An 18368-nucleotide genomic window follows, 5' to 3' on the forward strand; every position below is an offset into this window, starting at 1 on the left:
CACACCTAATCAGGCACTGTTTTTTTGCCTACTCAGGTTATCCCCTGTCTTTCAAAATTACTCAATGTTGCAATAAATATTTATCCATTTCACCGATATTCGTGTGGTGTTTGTCTTTCATTTCTTTTAAGAAATTTTCGGTCTCAGGTTGGGTACCGTATGCGATGGCTTCGTCAATTTTGCGGGCGACCCATGCCTGCCCTTTGTTGAGGAGCACTAGTTTTTCCTTCAGTGTTTCCAGTGCCCTTACTTTATTAACAAATGCCCCCACTTTCATACTGGGTTCGCCGCCTTCACGCAAAATAGCCTTATGAAGACCGGCACAACTCCATGCTTCATCTTTTTTTAACTGCTGATACTTTGTTTCCAGTTCTTCTAATGGATGATCTTTCAGCAGATGATTCGCGGTCTCCACTCCAGCACGTTCCGCCTCAAGTAATGCATTCAACAAATCAATTAATGGCTGCTTTTCACTCATTTTCCTGTCCCCCATATCAAAGTAAGAAAATTAGAAATATTAAAGATGTATTTATTATATTACTTTTATAAAAAGGTTTCTACCTTTCGGAGAAACATGGGGAATATTCTGTTTAGGGAAACAGCGGAAATGTCCCTTCATATGCTTCTAAATTGTGTTAGAATGAGAGAAATTGAGATATGGAGGGATTTCCTAATGTTGTACTTTGACCTTTTTGAAAATGACCAGCCTGCCGTTCATTCCTAAGCGGGGGATGAAGGAGCACATAGGTCATGCCTCGTCTTGGGAGAAGTTTTACGATACAAATTCTCTTTATACTGGACGGAGGTTTTACGATAATGAAACAAAGTTTATTGGGTGCAGTCTGCTTGTCCTTAGCAGCCAGCTTGTGGGGCGGCATGTATGTCGTCAGCAAATTTGTACTGGATTTTATCCCGCCGCTGACATTGGTGTGGCTGCGCTATGTGATTGCGTTTGTTTGTTTATTTGCGATTTTACGAGTTTTTGAGTTGAAAAATAAAACTCGTGTCAAAAAGACGAAACAGGACTGGCTCCTTTTGGCCTGGATTGGCTTTATCGGCTATTTTGTCTCGATTTCGTTTCAATTCATTGGGACCAAATTATCGGATGCCCATACCGGTTCATTGATCACTTCGGCGACACCGGCGTTTATCGTGATCTTTGCCCGCTTTATTTTAAAAGAAAAGCTGACGATGCGAAAAATGATTTCGATGTTCATTGCCACATTGGGCGTGGTGATTGTGGTCGGGTGGAGTGTCGAAGCAGGGACACATCTTTGGGGCAGCGTGATTTTGGTAGGCGCGGCAGTGACATGGGCGTTGTTATCGATTTATGTCAAAGTCGCTTCAGAACGGTTTTCCTCACTAGTGATTACGACATATGCAGTGCTCTTTGCCTTGATTTTTACGACACCGCTCATGATTTGGGAACTGCAGAAAAATGAGCTTTTTTATCAGAATGCCGTGATTATCTTGGGTGTCCTTTATCTTGGAGTTGTTTCAACAGCCGGAGCCTTTTTCTTGTGGAATAAAGGCATGGAGCTGATGGATGCCGGGGTTGGTTCCCTGTTTTTCTTTTTCCAGCCGATTGTCGGTTCATTTCTCGGCTGGGCACTCCTGAATGAAGAACTGAACGCAAATTTCTTTATTGGCGGGCTATTTATTGCAGCTGGGGTTGTGATTGTGACATTTCAAGGGAAGAAAAAAGCGGCGAATCTGATTGAGGATACGTGTGAAGTTTAATGAAGATGCAGTGGCGCAAGATTTCGAATTATCAGCTTAGCTTCGGCAGTATGGGAAAAAGTTCATGTTGTTATTCTTTAACAGTAGTGGTATATTAATTAGGCGATGAGCTAATTGCATAAGTCAATGGGATAGCGTATAGATGCTAAACGGATGAATGTGGTCATCCGCTCCATTGCCGCAACGCCTAAGGCGCCCGTCTATATGACCGGCGCCTTTTTAGATCACTGTAATGTCATGAAATATGTAGAAATAGTTTGATGCATATATTTTCGGCAGTAGAAAAACATATGGATGATAATACATATTAAGGAGTTTGTGCGCAATGGAAGATAAGGTTGTGAAAGAATTAAATGAATTCCTCGAAGGAAACTTTATGGCGATTCATGCTTATGAAAAGTATATCCACCATATTGAAGACCCTCTATGTAAAGATAAACTCCAGGAGATTCAGAAGGAGCATAAGATGCATGCGATGCAGATTGCGGAAAGAATCCAGGATCTAGGCGGGATTCCTGCTGATGATGTTGGGATTAAGGGTTCCATTGCTGAATGGATGGCAAATCTTACTCAAGCAACGGACGGAACACAACATATTTTAAAAGATGCCCTAACAGGCGAGCAGCGCGGGATCGAAATATCGCAGGAACTGGTGAAAGGTGATTTAGACCCCGAGAGCTTAGAACTGGTGAAAAGCATTCTCCGACGTGATGAGAAGCATGCAGAAGAGTTGAATGGGATGATTCATTAATCGCATGAGGTTGGGGTCCAGCGGATATATCGGCTACTTTTGCATTATATCGGTCATTTCAGCCATTATATCGGCAACTTCCAACCCGAATAGCGAGTTTTCTACAAATCCAAAAAAATTAGGACGCCATTCGCAGTGAATGACGCCCTGATTTTTACTATAAATCTTTAAAAAACTCGACGGAATCCACATCTTCTCTCACATAGAATGATTGACATGCGGATGGGTCTTTTCCCATTTCCGGAAGATCAGCCATGCGATTAAACTCAGGCCAACCAGTACACCTTCCAGGGAAAAGATATACCACGGATAAGGACCGAGAGCATCTAACAAACTAGGACCCTCAGGTTTATGCCGCAAAAACCAGTAGTTCCCATTCGTCAGTTTGTTCACCAATAAAACACCCGGCAGCAGAATATTTAGAAAGACAATAAGCTTCAAGACCGAGAGGAAGGTCGGATAATATCCCTTTACCCATGTAAAATACAAAGTGACCCAAACGACCATTATATGTGCATAGAAGAAATGGAAAAAGCGGAAATGCGGAAAACCATAGTTTAATGCCGGTGTAAAGATAGCTTGTGAGGCACCCAATATCGCAGTGAAAAACAAAATTTCAAAGATTAATTTTTTCCTTGTTAATAATAAAAGCACACATAGGATGAGACTGATATTGCACAATTCTAACGGAATCGAAGACTTAAGTTTCCAATTGTGATTGACAATCATCCACATGTGGTACGTAATCTCAATCACGATTAAAGAAATAGCAACGCCGATTTCAGCTTTGCGCCACTTATTACTCCGTAATTTCTCTCTATTCAGAAAAATTAGAACAGCAATAATTAAAAAAATAGCTAGCATAACGAAATGACTCCCAGAAAACATTTCAAAGTCAAAACCTTTGCTGCTGCGTCCAAACCACTCCATAAAATTCCACCCCTGATTTTATTATAGCATAAGGCAAAGTTACAGTGACGCTCCCAATTGTGTCAATTATTGCTCCGGTCGCCGCACGTTTTCAAAGCGCGTGCATTTTATCACGATCGAATGAATATACATCAAGAAGCCCTAAGCCTTCAACTATATTCCAGGAGTGATCATAAATGAAAAACGGAGAAAAAAGGAACTTTATTTATATGCCTTCAATTGGCTGGATTGAAGCCGGGGCAACCCCAGATAATGCAATGGAGAGAATTAGATATGCTGAGGTAGAGTTGGAAATAGAGAATAAGAAGTTATTAAGGAGAATCAAGAAGAAGTTCCCCAATTCGAGGATCAGAAAAGAGGGTTCAGCGTGGATTATTGACCAGCCGGAAGAACCCGGATAATAAATCTCATGCGTTATTATCTTTGGTTTTAAATAAATGACGGAAACCCGCAAGACACAATGAAAAAAGAAGCAAAAGAACTCCGCCCTGCGCTTTACCCCAAAAACGCTTTAGCTTTGTCCCGATGCTTCCCCTGTGAGAATGATGCCCGCACTTATCCCCTACTATGACACAAAGCTTTTTCCCTTATTCTCAGTCTTTGATTTATTAAAACTATCTTTTCCGGTTTTTCAATTCATCAAATAACTGTACGAGTACTCTATTAATTCCTTCTTCTTCGTTTCTATTACTTTCGTGAACTACTATCCCCGAACTATTTCCGTAGATTTCATATTCACGAATCCGGTCATAAGAAGTAACCGTTATTTTCGGATGTCCCTTTCTTCCTCGTTTCGAGGGAATCATTAAAATATTCATCTTCACTTTCCCCATCGCCCTTCATTCTTCATTTCAAAGGATATAGATATATTCACTATACCACATGAAATTTGAGCTAATATAGCATAAGTATCAATATTTTTCGAAAAGTGTATAACTTTCGACAAAGTTTTGCGCTTACTCGGACTTCAGCAAAAAAAGCGGGCCATTGCTGCCCGCTTTCTTCCATATTAAGATTTTTTCTTATTTACCTGGCGTCCGCTTTTCTTTTGGCTTTGTCCTTTTGTGTTGCCAATTTGGAACTCACTGCCTAATTCAATATCGTTTCTTTTGTCATGCTTCTCCACTTGTGCTCTCGTTTGATCTTTATTCTGTACTCCCTGATGTGATGTCATCGCATACAACAACTCCTTTTTAAGGTTATCATTGTTAATATGCGCAGGAATAAGAAAAAGATGTACGAGTAGAAGTCTTCATGATTATAAAAGGGAAAGAACCAGACATTCTAATCATTCTCACTGTGACTTGTCGAATTGCTGTGACTTTTTCAGAAATGTTTCTAAGAGGACGTTGGCTCCTTTTTCGCAGTCTTCCCACAGGGTAAGTTCTTCTTCACAGTGGCTTTTGCCATTGATGCTTGGGACGAAGACCATGGCAGTTGGAATGTAGCTGGCGATGAATTGGGCATCGTGTCCGGCGCCGCTGTCCATGCGTTTATAGGAGTAGCCTAATTCCTTGGTCGATTCTTCAAATAGGTCACACAGCTCTGGGGCGAATGGAACGGTTGAGCGTTCCCAAAGCTTCACGGCTGTTATTCCGCAGCCTTCATGATTTTCTGTTTCTGTCAGCCCCTCAATGATTTCCTTTACTTGCTTAATAACTTCAGGATTTTTATGTCTTGCTTCGAAAGAAAAAACCACTTTGTTTGGAATGACTGTGTGAACGTTTGGAAGGACATTCATTCTTCCCATTGTATACACCAAATCACTGTCGATTTGGTTTAATTTTTTCCGCGCTTCCATGATCAGGTTGTTGGCCGCAAACAGGGCATCTTTTCTCATGTACATCGGAGTCGTTCCGGCATGATCGGACTCACCGCTGATTTCAATCTCATAGCACACCATGCCGAGTACATTCTCGACGACACCGATCATTAAAGCTTCATATTCCAAAATCGGTCCTTGTTCAATATGTAATTCCAGAAAAGCAGTTGCTTCTTTTAACCGATTTTCTTCACTGCCCTCATAGCCGATTGAACTCAGTGCCTCACCAAAGGTAATCCCCTCGGTATCTTTTTGCATCAACATCACTTTCTTTTCAAACTTCCCTGATAACACACCTGATGACATCATGGAAGGTTCGAAGCGGGCTCCTTCTTCATTGGTAAAAACAGCTACAGTAAACGGAATCTGCGGTTTCATGCCGTTTTCGACGATTGTCCGGGCTACTTCTAAGCCTGCTGCTACGCCGTACACGCCATCAAAGCGCCCCCCCTTTTTCACGGTATCCAAGTGAGAACCTGTCACAATCGGCGGTACATCTTCCGTTCCCGGCAATGTACCATAAATATTCCCCATATCATCAATCTTGATCGTCATCCCCAATTCATTACAGCAGGAACAAAAATAATCCCGGGCTGCCCGATCCTCTTCTGTTAACGCTAAACGGGTAACTCCATTATTTTCTGTCCGGCCAAAATCGGCAAATTTCTCAAGTGTAATTTTTAATCGCTCACCATTTACAAGAACTTTTACTTTTTCCATCCGCGATACACTCCTAATCAAATATTTGCTAAATAAGCAGCATTTTTTTCTAAAAATGAAAAAAGAATCTCAGTCCTCCAACTTTTCGTACAGCTCAGCTGTATTATATAATGGCCCGCTTTTGATAGACTTCACCTAAGTGACCGTCCAATGTCAGCATCGAGCTAAGTAATTTTTTCGTCGTTTCATGCTTTGGATTGCGGAACAGCTCAATCGTCGGCGATGTTTCAATCACTTCTCCTTTGGATAAAACGGCTACCCGGTCGCAGAAGTAAGCAACCAAATCTAAATTGTGCGCGATAAAAAGATAAGTAAGCTCGAATTCTTTTTGTAAATCGATTAATAGATTAATAATCTGTGCTTTAACGGATACATCGAGGGCTGATACCGGTTCGTCCAGAACTAGAAATTTCGGTTTTAATATTAACGCCCGCGCAATTCCCGCTCTCTGTCTTTGTCCGCCGGATAATTCATGCGGGTAACGATGGTAAAAGTCCGCCCGTAAACCAACCCGTTCTAACATATGAAGTACTTGGGCCTGAATATAGCCGTCATCCTTGTTTTCCCCGAATCTTTTCAAGCCGGCGCCGATTTGTTCGCCGATTGTTTGCCGCGGGTTAAAGGCAGATCCTGAATCCTGGAACACGATTTGTACTTCATTACGGAGTTTGACCATTTCTTTTTTCGATAAATCCCTTAATGATCTTCCGTTATAAAGAATCTTTCCGCTTGTTGGTTCAATCAGCCTTAAAATCATACGTCCCACCGTTGTTTTCCCTGAGCCGGATTCTCCGATTAAGCCAAAGGTTTCTCCTTTGCCAATGTGAAAATTGACATCCTTTACCGCAGTAACCTTTTTCCCTGGCATCAAGAAACTCTTTTTCCCGCCGTATACCTTTTGCAATCCTTCTACCTCGAGTAATGGCTCTTTTTCCATCATATTAATTACCTCCTTCTGTTAACAGACAGCGTACAGAATGATCGAGCTTTAATGGTTTTACTTTTTTCAATAAAGGCTTCTTTGTACGGCAGCTATCTTTCGCAACATGACATCGATCAGCAAATCGACATCCTTGAGGGAGATGTAAAAGGTTGGGCAGCTCTCCTTTTATTTGCCATAACGGTTTTTTCCCTTCACCTTCATCAAAAATCCAATCAAGACTAGGAATACATTTTAATAAGCTTTGTGTATAAGGATGTTTTGGGTTAAAAATCACATTTTTTGTCGTTCCTTTTTCAACGATTTGCCCGGCATACATAACGGCGACTTTTCCGGCAATCCGGGCCACAACCCCAAAGTCATGGGTAATGATTAAAATCGCTGTACCGAATTTTTGGTTTATTTTTTGAAATAAATCAAGCACTTGTAATTGCACTGTCGGGTCGAGGGCTGACGTTGGTTCATCAGCAATAATTAAGTCCGGGGAGCAGGCAAGGGACATCGCAATGACCACCCGCTGTCTCAAGCCCCCGCTCAGTTGGTGGGGATAGGATTGAAAAATCCGCTCCGGTTCATCAATTCCCATTTGTTCTAACAAGGACAACGCTTTTGCTGCCGCTTGTTTTTTTGACAAATCCGTTTTATTTAACATGATTTCGACAATCTGCTTACCTACCCGATAGGATGGATCAAGGGAGGTCATAGCATTTTGCGCAACAAGGGATATTTTCCCTCCCCTCATTTCTTGCATTTTTTTGTCCCCGATGGTTAGAAGATTCTCACCTTCGATTTCAATTTTTCCTGAATAGCTGTGCAGTAAATGTTTCGGCAGCAATTGCAAAATGGACGAAATGGTCATCGATTTTCCTGAACCCGACTCACCTACAATCACCATGATCTCACCTTTTTCGATGGTAAGATCGACATCCTCCACTACAGTGAGAATTCCGTCAGGTGTTTTAATCTTTGTTGATAAATGCTCCACCTTTAGCAATGGTTTTGTCTCAACTACCGATGGGATATTCATCTAACCACCCTTTCCTTCCTTATATAAGCAGCGCTGATTTTTCCATTACGCAATATGTTCAGCAGCAGCTCTTTTCACTTTTTTCTTTTCCTTCACTTTTGAACGTTCATACGGATCCATGGCATTTCGCAGGCCGTCACCTATCATGCTGAAAGCAAAGGATAGGATTAAAATGGCAATCCCAGGAATAAATGTCACATATGCATGTCCCTGCATTAATACTTTACTTCCGTCACTTGCCATTCTGCCCCAGTCTGCCGTAGGCGGCTGTACCCCAAGTCCGATAAAGCTGAGTCCTGCAACTGTTACAATCGTGACACCGGCAAGTGTGGTACTGTAGGCAATAAGGGAAGGCAATACGTTCGGAAGAATTTGCTTAAACATAATTTCAAAATTACCATGTCCAAATGCCTTTGCGGCTTCCACATATTCTTTCTGGCTTTCCTGCAATGTGTCCGTATAGACGACTCGAGTCATATAAGGGATTCGCACAATTATCATCGCAATGATGACATTCAGTAATCCCGGCCCTAAGATGGCAGCAATCGCAATAGCAAGGAGTACTGCAGGGAAAGCGAAGAAAACGTCCATCAGCCGCATGATTAAGCTGCCGGCAAATCCTTGATAATAACCTGCTGCTACCCCGAGAATCACACTGATGACTGCTGCGATGATGACAGGAACCACAGCGGAAATTAAGGAGGTTTGTGTGCCAAAAATCAATCTGCTTAAAATGTCTCTGCCCTGTTGGTCCGTGCCGAGAATATGTCCGCCGGACCCCGGAGCCATTAAACGGGAGCTTCCTTCTGCGACCGTATTCGGATCATAGGAAGCAATCCAAGGAGCAAAAACCGCTGTAATGATTGCCAATCCGATAATTGCTGCTCCTGCCACTGCTATTTTGTCATTCATAAAAGCTTTATATGATTGTTTCCATTTCTTAGCCATCTCCTCACCCCTATTCAGCTTTCATTGAATCTTGCAATTTCGGACTTAACCAAACATTCAAAAGGTCCACTGCTAAATTGACAATGACGAACGTGATAGCAATTAATAGAATACCTGCTTGAATGGTAGGATAATCATTCGACGTTACCGCTACATAAAGGGCTTGTCCAATTCCGGGCCAGTTAAATACTACTTCGCTGAATAAGGCACCGCCCATAATATAGCCGACTTGAAGCCCGGAAATATTGATAATTGGCGGAAGAGAATTCCTCATAACATGAACGAAATTGATTTTAGTCTTCGATAATCCAAAGGAGTGAAAATAGTTCACATAATCTTTTTGCAAAACATCGAGCACAGTGCTTCTTGTCATTCTCGCGATTACAGCGAGGGAAACGGTTGCTGTGGCGAATGCCGGCAAAACTAAATGATGAAGCAAGTCCATTGCGCCTCCAGGGTCCCGCATATTGTACATGCCGCTGACCGGAAACATCTGCATGTTAATCGCAAACAGCCACATCAGCATTAAAGCGATCCAGAATACCGGCATACTTGCCCCAATTAATGCCGTACCCATGCTGACTTTGTCAAAGATACTTCCTTTTTTCAAAGCACTGATTAATCCTAAAAGCACACCGGCTGTGATACAAATAAATAAGCTGGCTGCTGTTAAAATAATGCTGTTCACGAAACGAGGCATGAGTTCTTCAACAATAGGAGTATGAAGAGTATACGAGAAGCCTAAATCTCCTTGAAACAACTTAGAAAGCCATACACCATATTGTGTGATGAGCGATTCATTTAAGCCCATCTCATTTCTTAAGGCTTCAATCGCCTCCAGTGTGGCATCACCGCCAAGAATCGATTTTGCCGGATCACCCGGTATCATTCGAATGAGCAAAAAGACGACAATCGTCACACCGAATAAAACAGGAATAGTAGAAAGTGCTCTTGAAAGGATATATCGCAGCATATTCTTCGCCTCCCAACGAATAGATTGTATATGATTGATGCATAGGGAGCCTCCCGCATAAGCTTTTTTTAAAATAAGCATCCCTTTGAGATGAAGTTTATGCGGTTCAGCAGCCCTCATGCCTATGAATCTTGTATCTTACTTATTATTCTTCAATATAAACTGGTGCCAGCGTGTACCATTCTTCAGATGGAACGACGAAACCTTTCACACGAGAGTTCACCACATATGGAGCTGAGTCATTTAAGATTGGTGCAAAAGCAGCATCCTCCATAATGATCGCTTCAGCCTGTTTCCATAATTCCAATGCCTCTTTCTTATCAACAGAAGTAGAGGCTTTATCAAGCACGGCATCTAATTCTGTATTCACATACTTACCAGAGTTGAATCCGCCTGGCGCAACGAATTCAGAGTGTGATACCATGGATAGGAAGTATGGCGATGTACGACCGGATGACATTTGGTTCATCCCGACATCAGGTGTCATTCCATCACTGTAGCCGGAATAGTAAGTAATCCATTCTTGTGTATCTAAAGCAACTTCAATGCCGACTTTCTTCAAATCACGTTGGATCCATTCGGCAATATCCACTGGAAGCAATTGTCCTGAACCGCCTACAGATGTTTGCAGCGTTGTTTTAAAACCATTTTCAAATCCAGCTTCCTTTAACAGCTGTTTTGCTTTTTCCGGATCGTATTCATACCATTTTCGTTCAGGGTCATAGTTCTCAGCACCCGGCGATTGAATGGTATAGGCCGGATTTACGGTCCCTTTTAACAATTCATTGGCAATGCCTTCACGGTTGATAGCATAGTTGATGGCTTGTCTAACCTTTTGATTTTTCATATATTCATTGTCAAAGTTGAAGGTTAAATACCAGATGTGCGGCGGTGTTCCGGATACAACGTCAAAGCCTTGTTCTTTAAGATTTTCAATCGAATCCGGCGGCGGAACGGCGATAATATCTACTTCATCGTTTTGAATGGCCAGCACCCTTGCAGCCGGGTCGGTAAGCGGCCGGAAAATGACTTTATCAAGCTTTGCTTTTTCGCCCCAGTAGTCTTCATTTCTCACAAGCGTAATATGTTCTCCTCGTTTACGGCTGTCAAACTTAAAGGGGCCTGTTCCGACAGGGTTTTCTCCCATCGCTTTGTTGCCATTCTTTTTAATCGCTTCAGCACTGACAATTTGCAAGGAATTCGTTTGCGCCAGCATTCTAGGGAATTCTGAGAACGGAGAGCTCAAATGAATGTTAATCGTATTTTCATCGACAACTTCACTGCTTTCGAAAAACTTCCATGTTCTAAACGTACGGCCTGCGCCTAATTCATCGTAAAACTCGAAACTCTCATCTGTTAATCTTTTAATATTAAAATCTACTGCTTCTGCATTAAAATCAGATCCGTCGTGAAATTTTACACCTTCTCTTAAATGGAACGTGTACGTTTTACCGTCTTCAGATACTTCCCAGCTTTTCGCTAAAACCGGGATCAGTTCAGGCACTGGAGATTCCTCTGATGACCTGCTTAAATCCTCCCCAATTAACGGTTCAAACATTTGATTGTTAATTCTCATGGTGACCCAGCCGCCGGCACCGTGCGGATCTAAAATATCCGCTTCAGATTCCATCCCGATGATTAATTCACCGCCGTCTTCACCTCCTCCACTGCTACTCGATGAAGTTCCTGAAGTACTGCACGCGGATAAAAGCAAAACAAAACACAATATTAAGGAAATAAACAGATTTTTTATCTTCATATGATGCCTCCTATATGTAGTATGAAATTCATATTCGACATTTATTATGCCGCACAGTTACCTGACGCTTTCCTGAATCAGGTTTGCCAGTTCGTGTAAATCTATTTTGTAGATGAGACGCGGGCGCCCTTTTTGATTAAGCGATTCTTTGCCGATGATGTTGGCAATGTTGCGCTGACATAGGTTCTTTAAGATTCTCGCTGCGTGTCTTTCGCTGGTATTCATTCCCATGCTGATTTCCCGTGTCGTCACATCGCATTTTCGCATCATGGACAGCCAGGCATAAAATTTGCGCAGAGTAAGAGAATTCTTGATTTCATCCGTGCTGCTTAACAGCGTATAATTCATTGATTTGACTGTTCCGAGCGGGCCATAGATTCGTTTGTGCTCATCAATTAAGAAGCAGCTGCCCTTTTTCTTTCTAATCGAAAATTCCAATGCATTTTTGGCATTATAAGCTGCATTTTCTGCAGTGTTCCCAATGCCAATTCCCAGATTGACCTTAAACGCTGATAATGTATTCAAATCATCCAGAAAAGAAAAATCCTGTCTTTTATTGGTGACTTTCTCAAACACACCTCGGGTGGTATAAAGTGTAATCATCTGCTTGTCAATAAGATGCATACTGGAAAATAAAGATCCCCCATATTCCAGGATTTTGTTTTTAATCAACTTGTAATCAGGTAATAGAGGAATAGAGTCGTCACTTGCTTCATTCAGAACTTGAAATTGCAGGACGGTGATTTGGCCTTCCTCTTTCTTTTGCTTCTCTTCCTTTAGGATGACTTTTTGCAGTGTGTCACGAATTTTCGCTTTCGTATGTTTAATTAAAAAAACAGGAACCTTCATCTGCTGCAATTGTTCAAACACTGAATTTAATGTTGTCGCAATAACCTCTGCTTTCCCCTTCTGCAATAAGTTCAGATGATAGTTGACTAACTCTGCACTATCGACGGCCTCCCCCTTCATCGAAAATAAATAGTAAGGGGTATGCGGAATGCCCAACTCATAATAGATTTCTGTTAAATCCTGCTGTTCGACAATATCAAAGCTGATGATCGGATAACCATGACACTGCTCATATATTTTTAGCAGAACCCGATAAATATCAGCCCCTTCAAAAGGTAAATAACAGGATTTGCTGCCGGAAGGGATGCTTCCCTTTGCAATGGTATAAGGGGTTGGACCGGCAAACATAAAAATATCTGCTTCCTTTTGGTACTGTTTCACCAACTGGGCTGATTCTTCCGCTGTTTGATAAATGATGCAGGATGTTTCAACATTCTTAAATTCTGCAGCCACCTCACAAATATCTGCTGTTAATGGTTCCGGCCCGACTACTGCAATTCGAGGTTTTATCACTTTCACCTCCGCAAGACTTTATTAAGTTGTTTATTCTGTCTTTAACATGTCGTTAATTCATGTTTGAAAAAAGTCTTCCAAATAGCTCTAACATGTTATCCCTGATGTCTTTAATTGGTCTTTATTTAACTTATGGTCTGATTATGCGCTGAAAAATGACAGTTTTCAACAATTATGTCAGATTATTTAACACAGGAAATTCACAGGGCAGGAAACATTATAAAGTTTGGCAGCGTTTCAAAGGCTGTCCTCATACATTTTTCAGGACATTCATCATAAAAAAGAAAAATCACCATTCTACTCATCTCAATGATGTTATAAAATATATTCATTACAGCGTTATGAAACATTACATAAAAAGAAAGGGGTTTTTATCGTATGGTCACCTTGAAAACCATTATGTCTTCAGCTGGATTTAAAGACATCACATTAGCAGCCGGAGAAGCAGGGCTTAACCGCCAAATGACGGGTGTCAATGTGGCAGAGGTCATCGGATTAACAGAATTTTTCCGTCCACATGAACTATTAGTGACGACCGGAATGAATACGGCGAACGATGTTGGAAAATTAATTGAAATGGTGAAAACCGCCCTTCAGCATAAAGCAGCCGGCATGGTACTAAATATTGGACCCTATATCCCGGCGATTCCTGAACAGGTGCTGCGTTTCGCAGATGAACATCAATTCCCAATCTTTCAAATGCCATGGCGCTGCCGAATCGCAGACTTTTTAAAAACAACGATCCAATTCCTTGCCTCTTCACAGACTGTGGAATCGAAAAACAGAGAAGTATTATCGCGGCTCTTATTTCAACAACATTATGATGAAAATTTCATTACAGGAGAGCTGCTTCAAGCAGGGTTTAAGAAAAAAGCCGATTACGGCATCATTGTCTGTTCGACCAACGGCAGCAAACAGCCGGTTACTGCTTTTTCAGATGCCATTAACAATGAATTTTCCAGGAGGTACAAGCATTATCTTTCTATGATTGATGAAGATCAAATCATTTTTTTAGTCGATCGCACAGAAGTGAAGACCCCCGACATTCCTTTTTCAAAAACGGCAGATGCGATTCATACAAAAACTGCCAACCTGCAAGCAGAGAGTAAACTATATATTGGCATGGGTAATTTTTATAAAAATATTAAAGATATTTCCAATAGCTATGATGAGGCGAAAACGGTGATCCGCCTCGCGGAACGGAACAAGAATCCCTTTATGTATAAATATAAAGACATCGGTGCTTATAAAATCCTCATGGCTGTACGCGAAGAAGACTTGATGAAAAAATTTCATCAGGACATGCTCGGTCTTCTCTATCGTTATGACCGTTTAAATGATACAGACTACATTCATTTTCTCCGTATTTTTCTTGAAGAAGACGGCAGTACTGCCTGCATCAGCCGCAGAGAATTTATTCACCGTAACACCGTTCTGTATAAAATGAAAAAAATTGAAAGCCTGCTTGATGCAGACTTAAATAATTCCTTTACCAAAACGAATTTAACCCTCGCTTTTATGATAGAGGACCTCTTAAAGTAAACATGCATTGTGCAGCTGCACAATGCGTTTTGTGTTTCTATTCATTGTTTTTTGACAATCTGATCATTTATGATGAGTCTACATTAAAGAATGAAAAACAGAATGGAGTGACAAGCCAATGAAATCTCTAACAATTGAACAAACGAAAGCAGACGATAAACAATATGTTTTACACTCATGGTCTAAACAAAAGAACTTGAACCCTAAATCCATATCGAAAGCAGAAGGTGTTTTTTTCTGGGATGAAAATGAGAAGCGGTATTTTGATATGTGCTCACAGCTCGTTTACTTAAATGTTGGACACAATCATCCAAAATTATTGGAGGAATTCAAACAAATTGGGGAAATTCCAATGGCTGCGCCGGCTTTTGCTACTGCTTCGAAATCAGAATTAGCCCGCAAGATTATTGAAAAGGCACCGGATAATATGGCAAAAGTATTTTTTACCTGCGGCGGCGCAGAATCAAATGATCACGCGATTAAAATTGCCCGAATGGCAACCGGCCGTTATAAAATTTTCTCCCGTTATCGCTCCTATCATGGTGCTACATTCGGAGCGGGCAACCTGACCGGTGAAGGCCGGAGATTTATGGTCGAACCAGGCATCCCCGGTTTTATTAAGTTTGATACGCCATATTTGTATAAAGAAGTGATCGATTTTTCCAGTGAAGAGGAAGCTGTTGCCTTTTATTTAGACCGCTTAAAAAATCAAATGCTGTATGAGGGACCGGAATCGATTGCGGCTGTGTTTATGGAGCCAATCCCGGGAAGCAACGGGGTTATCATCCCGCCAAAGGGTTATCTCGAAGGTGTCCGTGAATTATGTGACCAGTTCGGTATCCTGATGATTTGTGATGAAGTGATGACAGGCTTTGGCCGTACAGGAAAAATGTTTGCTGTTGACCATTTTGACTTTGAACCGGACATGATCACATTCGCCAAAGGAGTCACAAGCGGTTACAGCCCACTGGGCGGAGTCATCGTAAGCGAAAAAGTAGCACGTTACTTTGATGAAAATACATTGATGACCGGCTTAACCTACAGCGGTCATACGGTGTCCACGCAAATCGGCTGTGCCACGCTTGATCTTTTAGAAGAGGAAAAAATTGTGGAAAATGCTGCGAGAGCCGGAGAAATATTAGCACAACGTTTAGATGCACTGCTTTCCTTTGATTCCGTCGGCCAAGTCCGGCATATTGGATTATTCGCTGCAGTTGAACTTGTGAAAGATAAAGCAACGAAAGAACCGATCATCTCCTACGGTATGGATTACGGCAAAGATCCAGTCGGACTCATGAGCAAATTCGTTTCTCTTTTAAGCGAAAATGGATTCTATACGTATTCGCATGAATCGAGCGTGATCATTGCACCGCCTCTCATTATCAGCGAGCAGGAACTCAATGAAGCCATGGATATTTTTGAAAAAGTACTGCGGAACTTTGAACAAGAGTATCTTTTCGCAGACAAAACTTTAACGGTAAAATAATAGAAACATACCCCCGCCATCTATTCCTATCAATCTGCTTATTTTGTAAAAAGTAAGCAGATTGATTATTTAATATTAACAGGAATGATAGGATGGTACCTCCAGGATTTCCAGCAGACGAAAACAAATGAAAGGTAAGATCAATATGGAAAATTTCTTCTATTTTGCGCCGGTTCCCATAGATTTTGGTGCCGGTAAGCTTAAAACATTGCCGCAAATTATAAAAAAGTTGAATTTAAAAAAGGGTATCCTAATCAGTGCACCATCAATGATTCGCAATGGAATCGCTGATGAAATCGTGAAGGCATCTGAAGGGCGGATTATTACTGTTTTCTCGGACATTCAGCCGAATCCTACGATTCACAATACAGATGCCTGTGTCCAAATGATCCGCGATCACGGGTGTGAATTTGCCGTGGCTGTCGGAGGCGGGTCCATCATGGATTGTGCCAAAGCAGCCTGCTATGTGGCAAATACAAAGCATGACACCGATTACTTCTTCACGAAAAAAAATCCCATGACCGGGCGGGGCATTCCGTTAATTGCCATTCCAACCACATCCGGCACTGCAAGCGAGGTCACAGCTGCGTCTGTTTTAACAGACACTGAAAATGGAGTCAAAGCCCTGATGATTCATGACAGTCTATATCCGGTGTATGCCCTCATTGATCCGGAATTAACGCTTTCCTGCCCGCCAGCCGTCACAGCAGCAAGCGGTCTTGACGTACTGGCCCATTCACTTGAAGCCTTTTACGGAAAAAATCATCAACCGATTACAGACTTAGCAGCCGAACGGGCTGCCTCATTGGTCTTCGAACATTTGCTTACCGCTTATCATGAGCCGGATAATCTGGAAGCAAGAGCGAAAATGAGTGAAGCTTCTGTCACAGCAGGACTGGCTTTTAATTTGACGAAAACAGCCGGTGTACATGCCTGCTCTTATCCTTTAACCCAGGATTATAGCATTCCGCATGGAGAGGCCTGCGCGTTTACGCTGCCTTCATTTTGGAAAATGAACAGCCATAACGGCCCTGAAGGAGAACGTCTGCAAGCCTTCAGCCGGCGCTTAGGCTTTGCTGACAGCGATGCATTAGCCAACAGGATTGATGAAATGAAAAAAGCAATGGGTATGCGTACAACAATAGAAGAAGTTGGAATTACAACAGAAACTGCCCTGAACACACTTATTACCAAAAGCTTTGCTCCAAATATGTATAATAATCCTGTGACGATGACAGAAGAATCATTAAAGAAGATGTATTTGGAAATGAATGAGAAGGCTTTGATGCAATCATCTTGGATTCCCTTCACATCCTAAACATTCACATCGAGTATTTCCTAAACAACAAAAAACCTAAATCTACCTTGAGTAGATTTAGGTTTTTTAACGCGCCTTAGAGGATTCGAACCTCTGACACACGGCTTAGAAGGCCGTTGCTCTATCCTGCTGAGCTAAAGGCGCATGATATGAATGGCGGAGAAGGAGGGATTTGAACCCTCGCGCCGGTTACCCGACCTACACCCTTAGCAGGGGCGCCTCTTCAGCCTCTTGAGTACTTCCCCTAATTGGCTCCGCAGGTAGGATTCGAACCTACGACCGTTCGGTTAACAGCCGAATGCTCTACCACTGAGCTACTGCGGAAAATAGAGTATTACTTACCTATATAGTTGATGCACTAAATAGAATTGTATCCTGTGCTTCTGCGGAAAATAGAGTATTGATATGCTAGCATTCCAGCGTACTGAAATTACTAGTGGCGGCAGAGGGGATCGAACCCCCGACCTTTCGGGTATGAACCGAACGCTCTAGCCAGCTGAGCTACGCCGCCATATTCCTCTTAAAATAAAAAATGGTCGGGAAAACAGGATTCGAACCTGCGACCCCTTGGTCCCAAACCAAGTGCTCTACCAAGCTGAGCTATTTCCCGTAAACTTAAAGTGCCGGCCAGAGGACTTGAACCCCCAACCTACTGATTACAAGTCAGTTGCTCTACCAATTGAGCTAGGCCGGCATATTAATGTATAGAACTCTAGATATTTATCCGAACTGTGCTTCAAAAGCCTTTGGCTTTTAGCGCAAGCCGCATCCTCTTCAGGACGCTGCGTTTTTCTCCTACCAACTATTTCGGTAAGCCGTCTTAATTGTCCGTTCCTAAATCAACTAGTGGTCGTTGTGCTTTAAAAGCCTTTGGCTTTTAGCGCAAGCCGCATCCTCTTCAGGACGCTGCGGCTCTCTACCAATTGAGCTAGGCCGGCAAAATATCATTTAGTTTAAATATGGTGGAGGTTGACGGGCTCGAACCGCCGACCCTCTGCTTGTAAGGCAGATGCTCTCCCAGCTGAGCTAAACCTCCACATAATTTAAATG

The 18368-nt window shown here is 42.1% G+C and carries 17 protein-coding genes and 7 tRNA genes; 6 read left to right on the forward strand and 18 right to left on the reverse strand.

Translation table 11 applies throughout. The annotated features are described in order from the left end of the window. Window positions 1–61: 61 nt before the first annotated feature. A complete protein-coding gene (locus HNR53_RS13690; protein WP_184526919.1) occupies window positions 62–478 on the reverse strand; it encodes a DUF6306 domain-containing protein in 417 nt (138 codons plus the stop codon). Between the two features lie 338 nt (window positions 479–816). Here HNR53_RS13690 and HNR53_RS13695 point away from each other — a divergent pair, with 338 nt between their 5' ends. Both HNR53_RS13695 and HNR53_RS13700 read left to right on the forward strand, forming a co-directional pair. Further along, window positions 817–1740, forward strand: coding sequence for a DMT family transporter (locus tag HNR53_RS13695; protein WP_184526921.1), 924 nt, complete (start codon window positions 817–819; stop codon window positions 1738–1740). Window positions 1741–2065: 325 nt separating this feature from the next. Next, window positions 2066–2491 carry a DUF2383 domain-containing protein gene (locus tag HNR53_RS13700; protein ID WP_184526923.1) on the forward strand — a complete coding sequence of 142 codons (426 nt, stop codon included), beginning with the start codon at window positions 2066–2068 and terminating at the stop codon, window positions 2489–2491. Between the two features lie 198 nt (window positions 2492–2689). On the opposite strand, the gene HNR53_RS13705 is transcribed toward HNR53_RS13700, so the two are convergent. Beyond that, window positions 2690–3421, reverse strand: a complete 732-nt coding sequence (locus HNR53_RS13705) for a YwaF family protein (protein WP_184526926.1) — start codon at window positions 3419–3421, stop codon at window positions 2690–2692. A gap of 176 nt (window positions 3422–3597) precedes the next feature. Between HNR53_RS13705 and HNR53_RS13710 the strand changes: the two genes are divergently transcribed. After that, complete coding sequence (locus tag HNR53_RS13710; RefSeq protein WP_184526928.1) at window positions 3598–3822, forward strand: hypothetical protein; 225 nt, start codon at window positions 3598–3600, stop codon at window positions 3820–3822. Window positions 3823–4035: 213 nt separating this feature from the next. Here the strand turns inward: HNR53_RS13710 and HNR53_RS13715 are convergent, their stop codons facing one another. The 9 genes from HNR53_RS13715 to HNR53_RS13755 form a co-directional block, all read right to left on the reverse strand. After that, window positions 4036–4239 carry a hypothetical protein gene (locus HNR53_RS13715; protein ID WP_184526930.1) on the reverse strand — a complete coding sequence of 68 codons (204 nt, stop codon included), beginning with the start codon at window positions 4237–4239 and terminating at the stop codon, window positions 4036–4038. Between the two features lie 191 nt (window positions 4240–4430). Then, complete coding sequence (locus HNR53_RS13720) at window positions 4431–4595, reverse strand: hypothetical protein (RefSeq protein ID WP_184526932.1); 165 nt, start codon at window positions 4593–4595, stop codon at window positions 4431–4433. Window positions 4596–4715: 120 nt separating this feature from the next. Next, the gene (locus HNR53_RS13725) at window positions 4716–5963 is read right to left on the reverse strand and encodes a Zn-dependent hydrolase (protein WP_184526934.1); all 1248 of its coding nucleotides are present in this window, start codon (window positions 5961–5963) and stop codon (window positions 4716–4718) included. A gap of 103 nt (window positions 5964–6066) precedes the next feature. Beyond that, window positions 6067–6903, reverse strand: a complete 837-nt coding sequence (locus HNR53_RS13730; protein WP_184526936.1) for an ATP-binding cassette domain-containing protein — start codon at window positions 6901–6903, stop codon at window positions 6067–6069. 1 nt (window position 6904) lies between these two features. Then, window positions 6905–7930 carry an ABC transporter ATP-binding protein gene (locus HNR53_RS13735; RefSeq protein ID WP_184526939.1) on the reverse strand — a complete coding sequence of 342 codons (1026 nt, stop codon included), beginning with the start codon at window positions 7928–7930 and terminating at the stop codon, window positions 6905–6907. 45 nt (window positions 7931–7975) lie between these two features. Further along, the gene (locus HNR53_RS13740) at window positions 7976–8878 is read right to left on the reverse strand and encodes an ABC transporter permease (RefSeq protein ID WP_184526942.1); all 903 of its coding nucleotides are present in this window, start codon (window positions 8876–8878) and stop codon (window positions 7976–7978) included. 10 nt (window positions 8879–8888) lie between these two features. Next, window positions 8889–9851, reverse strand: a complete 963-nt coding sequence (locus tag HNR53_RS13745; RefSeq protein ID WP_184526943.1) for an ABC transporter permease — start codon at window positions 9849–9851, stop codon at window positions 8889–8891. 145 nt (window positions 9852–9996) lie between these two features. Continuing rightward, window positions 9997–11610 carry an ABC transporter substrate-binding protein gene (locus HNR53_RS13750; protein WP_184526945.1) on the reverse strand — a complete coding sequence of 538 codons (1614 nt, stop codon included), beginning with the start codon at window positions 11608–11610 and terminating at the stop codon, window positions 9997–9999. Between the two features lie 57 nt (window positions 11611–11667). Then, window positions 11668–12972 carry a hypothetical protein gene (locus tag HNR53_RS13755; RefSeq protein ID WP_184526947.1) on the reverse strand — a complete coding sequence of 435 codons (1305 nt, stop codon included), beginning with the start codon at window positions 12970–12972 and terminating at the stop codon, window positions 11668–11670. 378 nt (window positions 12973–13350) lie between these two features. Here HNR53_RS13755 and HNR53_RS13760 point away from each other — a divergent pair, with 378 nt between their 5' ends. The 3 genes from HNR53_RS13760 to HNR53_RS13770 all read left to right on the forward strand — a co-directional run bounded on the left by HNR53_RS13760 (window position 13351) and on the right by HNR53_RS13770 (window position 17318). After that, window positions 13351–14514: a PucR family transcriptional regulator gene (locus HNR53_RS13760; protein WP_184526949.1), complete on the forward strand. Its 1164-nt coding sequence runs from the start codon at window positions 13351–13353 to the stop codon at window positions 14512–14514. 118 nt (window positions 14515–14632) lie between these two features. Beyond that, the gene (locus HNR53_RS13765) at window positions 14633–16000 is read left to right on the forward strand and encodes an aminotransferase class III-fold pyridoxal phosphate-dependent enzyme (RefSeq protein ID WP_184526951.1); all 1368 of its coding nucleotides are present in this window, start codon (window positions 14633–14635) and stop codon (window positions 15998–16000) included. Window positions 16001–16127: 127 nt separating this feature from the next. Beyond that, a complete protein-coding gene (locus tag HNR53_RS13770; RefSeq protein WP_246439570.1) occupies window positions 16128–17318 on the forward strand; it encodes an iron-containing alcohol dehydrogenase family protein in 1191 nt (396 codons plus the stop codon). A 70-nt stretch (window positions 17319–17388) separates the two neighbouring features. On the opposite strand, the gene HNR53_RS13775 is transcribed toward HNR53_RS13770, so the two are convergent. The 7 genes from HNR53_RS13775 to HNR53_RS13805 all read right to left on the reverse strand — a co-directional run bounded on the left by HNR53_RS13775 (window position 17389) and on the right by HNR53_RS13805 (window position 18354). After that, window positions 17389–17462 (reverse strand) — tRNA-Arg (locus HNR53_RS13775). A 10-nt stretch (window positions 17463–17472) separates the two neighbouring features. Beyond that, window positions 17473–17563, reverse strand: a tRNA-Ser gene (locus HNR53_RS13780). 4 nt (window positions 17564–17567) lie between these two features. Continuing rightward, window positions 17568–17642, reverse strand: a tRNA-Asn gene (locus HNR53_RS13785). Window positions 17643–17755: 113 nt separating this feature from the next. Then, window positions 17756–17829: transfer RNA gene (locus tag HNR53_RS13790), tRNA-Met, on the reverse strand. A 22-nt stretch (window positions 17830–17851) separates the two neighbouring features. Then, window positions 17852–17928, reverse strand: a tRNA-Pro gene (locus tag HNR53_RS13795). 11 nt (window positions 17929–17939) lie between these two features. Next, window positions 17940–18012 (reverse strand) — tRNA-Thr (locus HNR53_RS13800). A 266-nt stretch (window positions 18013–18278) separates the two neighbouring features. Then, window positions 18279–18354, reverse strand: a tRNA-Val gene (locus tag HNR53_RS13805). Window positions 18355–18368 lie beyond the last annotated feature (14 nt).

The sequence above is a fragment of the Bacillus benzoevorans genome, from assembly GCF_014207535.1.
GTDB lineage: Bacteria > Bacillota > Bacilli > Bacillales > Cytobacillaceae > Bacillus_BD > Bacillus_BD benzoevorans.

Excerpts from the sequence above, each read along its gene's own strand:
- HNR53_RS13725 (WP_184526934.1), bottom strand. The coding sequence starts at position 5,963 with ATGGAAAAAGTAAAAGTTCTTGTAAATGGTGAGCGATTAAAAATTACA.
- HNR53_RS13740 (WP_184526942.1), bottom strand. The coding sequence starts at position 8,878 with ATGGCTAAGAAATGGAAACAATCATATAAAGCTTTTATGAATGACAAA.
- HNR53_RS13710 (WP_184526928.1), top strand. The coding sequence starts at position 3,598 with ATGAAAAACGGAGAAAAAAGGAACTTTATTTATATGCCTTCAATTGGC.
- HNR53_RS13750 (WP_184526945.1), bottom strand. The coding sequence starts at position 11,610 with ATGAAGATAAAAAATCTGTTTATTTCCTTAATATTGTGTTTTGTTTTG.
- HNR53_RS13765 (WP_184526951.1), top strand. The coding sequence starts at position 14,633 with ATGAAATCTCTAACAATTGAACAAACGAAAGCAGACGATAAACAATAT.
- HNR53_RS13735 (WP_184526939.1), bottom strand. The coding sequence starts at position 7,930 with ATGAATATCCCATCGGTAGTTGAGACAAAACCATTGCTAAAGGTGGAG.
- HNR53_RS13705 (WP_184526926.1), bottom strand. The coding sequence starts at position 3,421 with ATGGAGTGGTTTGGACGCAGCAGCAAAGGTTTTGACTTTGAAATGTTT.
- HNR53_RS13700 (WP_184526923.1), top strand. The coding sequence starts at position 2,066 with ATGGAAGATAAGGTTGTGAAAGAATTAAATGAATTCCTCGAAGGAAAC.
- HNR53_RS13730 (WP_184526936.1), bottom strand. The coding sequence starts at position 6,903 with ATGATGGAAAAAGAGCCATTACTCGAGGTAGAAGGATTGCAAAAGGTA.
- HNR53_RS13745 (WP_184526943.1), bottom strand. The coding sequence starts at position 9,851 with ATGCTGCGATATATCCTTTCAAGAGCACTTTCTACTATTCCTGTTTTA.
- HNR53_RS13770 (WP_246439570.1), top strand. The coding sequence starts at position 16,128 with ATGAAAGGTAAGATCAATATGGAAAATTTCTTCTATTTTGCGCCGGTT.
- HNR53_RS13690 (WP_184526919.1), bottom strand. The coding sequence starts at position 478 with ATGAGTGAAAAGCAGCCATTAATTGATTTGTTGAATGCATTACTTGAG.
- HNR53_RS13715 (WP_184526930.1), bottom strand. The coding sequence starts at position 4,239 with ATGAATATTTTAATGATTCCCTCGAAACGAGGAAGAAAGGGACATCCG.
- HNR53_RS13760 (WP_184526949.1), top strand. The coding sequence starts at position 13,351 with ATGGTCACCTTGAAAACCATTATGTCTTCAGCTGGATTTAAAGACATC.
- HNR53_RS13695 (WP_184526921.1), top strand. The coding sequence starts at position 817 with ATGAAACAAAGTTTATTGGGTGCAGTCTGCTTGTCCTTAGCAGCCAGC.
- HNR53_RS13720 (WP_184526932.1), bottom strand. The coding sequence starts at position 4,595 with ATGACATCACATCAGGGAGTACAGAATAAAGATCAAACGAGAGCACAA.